This is a genomic window from Streptomyces sp. MnatMP-M17, assembly GCF_900091995.1.
Taxonomy (GTDB): Bacteria; Actinomycetota; Actinomycetes; order Streptomycetales; family Streptomycetaceae; genus Streptomyces.
The window spans coordinates 1-3,118 of sequence record NZ_FMDK01001104.1 but is presented as its reverse complement, the minus strand read 5'-3'; the positions used below and the strand labels follow the sequence as shown (position 1 = coordinate 3,118).

General features: G+C 69.9%; 1 protein-coding gene. It reads left to right on the top strand.

The window, feature by feature from the left end; all coding sequences use genetic code 11:
* Nucleotides 1–245: 245 nt before the first annotated feature.
* Nucleotides 246–2,579, top strand: coding sequence for an esterase-like activity of phytase family protein (locus GA0115259_RS36525; RefSeq protein ID WP_093604778.1), 2,334 nt, complete (start codon nucleotides 246–248; stop codon nucleotides 2,577–2,579).
* Nucleotides 2,580–3,118 lie beyond the last annotated feature (539 nt).

The following is a 3,118-nucleotide window of genomic DNA, read 5'->3' as shown; positions in this document are numbered from 1 at the left end:
GCGGGAGCGGCTGATGTCACTGCGGGCACGCGAGCCCAGCAAGATCCAAACGAGAGGCCCCAGGGCCCAACGTTCCGGCCCGGAACGGTCATGACGGTTATGACGGTCATGAGCGTCACTGGTCGGGAACCGGGCGGCGTCGGTGATCTCCGTCTGCTGTTCATCCGGACGCCGTTCCACGCTCGCTCGCAGGTGGCACGATCCTGCTCCGTCACTGTCGTGAAATGTCGTGCAACGGAGAAACGATGCACCCGAAGAGAACCTACGCCGCGCTCGTAGCCATAGCCGTCGCCGCCGGCATGCTGGCCGGCACGGGCGCGGCGAGCGCACATCAGGACTCGGCGCGCGCACACCACGAGCCGCGGCGGCCGGTCGCCTTCGACCGTACCGCCACGTACCCGGTCTTCCAGAACCGGCCGGCCGGCGAGGACGCGGCCTCGCCGACCGTCGCCGAGATCTCGGCGGTCAGCGAGGACGGCCGGACCCTGGTCTACACCGACGCGGCGGCCCGGCGGATCGGCTTCCTCGACATCAGCAAGCCCGACGCGCCGCGCGGGCTCGGAACGCTCTCGCTGACCGAGCTCGGCAACGCAGAGGACGAGCCGACCTCGGTGGCCGTGGTCGGCAAGTACGTCCTGGTGGTGGTGAACACCAGCGCCTCGTACACCGATCCGTCCGGCCGGCTCGACGTCATCTCGCTGCGCGACCGCAAGCGGGTGGCGAGTTACGACCTCGGCGGCCAGCCCGACTCCATCGCGATCAGCAAGGACAAGCGGTACGCCGCCATCGCGATCGAGAACGAGCGCGACGAGGAGGCGACTCCGCCCGGAGGCGAGGAGGGCGATCTGCCCCAGCTTCCGGCCGGCTTCGTGCAGATCGTCGACCTCAAGGGTGATACGCCGAAGCAGTGGCGTACCCGGGCCGTGCCGCTGACCCGGACGGACGGCAAGGCGCTGCCCGCCCTGGCCGCCGCCGGGATCACCGAACCGACCGACCCGGAGCCGGAGTACGTCTCCATCAACAGCCGCAACCAGCTCGTGGTGACTCTCCAGGAGAACAACGGCGTCGTCCTGCTGGACCTGCCGACGGGCAGAATCACCAAGGCCTTCAGCGCCGGTACGGCGTCGATCAGCGGCATCGACACGGTCGAGGACGGCACGATCGACCTGACCGGCTCGATCACCGACGTACCGCGCGAGCCCGACTCGGTCGGCTGGATCGACGACCGCTATCTGGCGACCGCCAACGAGGGCGACTGGCACGGCGGCACCCGGGGCTGGACCATCTTCGACAGCCGGACCGGCAAGGTCGTCTGGGACGCGGGCAACAGCTTCGAGTCGCTCGCCGTGCGCTACGGGCTGCACAACGAGGACCGGTCCGAGAACAAGGGCACCGAGCCGGAAGGCCTGGCGATCGCCGAGTACGACGGCGTGCGCTACGCCTTCGTCGGCTCGGAGCGGAGCAACTTCGTCGCCGTGTACGACCTGAGCCGGCCGACCGCTCCGGTCTTCCGCCAGGTGCTGGCCACCACCAACGGCCCCGAGGGACTGCTGCCGATCCCGTCACGCGACCTGCTCGCGGTCTCCAGCGAGGAGGACGACGCCTCGGTCAACGTACGGGCCTCGGTGAGCCTCTTCCGCCTGGGCCGCCTGGGCAAGGACACTCCCGCGTTCCCGAGCCTCGTCTCGGCCGCGGACTCCACCGGCGCGCCGATCGGCTGGGGCGCGCTCGGCGCGCTCTCCGCCGTACCCGGCAAGCCGCACCAGCTCTACAGCGTCACCGACGCGGCGTACTCCACCACCAAGATCCTGACCATCGACGCGGCGCGGCAACCGGCGGTCATCACACGGTCGTTGACCGTCAAGGATGCCGACGGCCGGCCGGTCGGCTACGACGCGGAGGGCATCCACGCCCGGCCGCAGGGCGGCTTCTGGCTTGCGGTGGAAGGCGCGAAGGGCGCGGACAACAAGCTGGTCCGGCTCGACAGCGCCGGAAAGACCCAGCAGGTCGTCCCGCTGCCGGCGGATGTCGCCGCGGGCCTCGGCGGACAGGGCTTCGAGGGCGTCACCGCGACCACCGACCGCAGCGGTCGCGAGGTGGTCTGGGCCACGCTCCAGCGTGAGGTCAAGACCGATCCGGCCGGGATCGTCCGGCTCGGCCGGTACGACGTCGCGGCCGGCACCTGGAGCTGGTACGGCTACAAGATCGGCAGCACCACCACTCCGGGCGACTGGATCGGCCTCTCCGAGATCACCGTGGTCGGCGACAAGCTCGCCGTCATCGAGCGGGACAAGCTGAACGGCCCGTCCGCGAAGATCAAGCGGGTGTACACGGTCGACCTGCCGAAGTCCGCGGCGCCGTCGGGTCCGCTGCCCGTGCTGCCGAAGAAGCTCGCCCACGACGTGCTGCCCGACCTGCGCGCGACGAAGGGCTGGACCCAGGAGAAGCTTGAGGGACTGACCGTGGCCGGTGACGGCGAGGTCTACGTCATCACCGACAACGACGGCCTGGACAACGCCACCGGCGAGACGGTCTTCCTGCACCTCGGCTCCAGCAAGAAGATCTTCGGACGCCACTGATCCACCGCGGCTCCACCCACTGATCCATCGCGGCTCCACCACTGATCCACCGCGGCGCTCCTCGGCGCCGCCTCGGACTACGCAATCCTGAATTTCCGAACGGCCGTCGGCGATCCGCCGGCGGCCGTTCGCATGACTGCCCGGGGCCCGGTCGCCGGTACGAAAGACGGCGGGCGGCCCTCAGGAAGCCGCTGGTCAACCGGTAAATGAACGCTTATCAGATCAGCCGTTTCCAGCCGCCACTGGGCCCTCCAGTGGGCCCGTGGACCCTGCGTATGGGCCCTGATCCGTCCTTAGGCTGCTGCCGCTCGGGAAGGTCACACCGCCGTGAGCTGGGAGAACAGGTGAAGGGCGCCGGTAGGTTCCAAAGTTGGCGTGGGCGTGGGCGTGGGCGTGGACATGGGCATGTGCGTGGGCACGGCTGGGGACGGAGTGACCGAGGGCAGAGCGGGGCCGAGTACGCCGCGATGGTCGGGGTCGTGTCCCTGGTCGTGGCCGCGATCGTCGGTCTGAGTGTGCCCGCGGATACGGCGACCGGG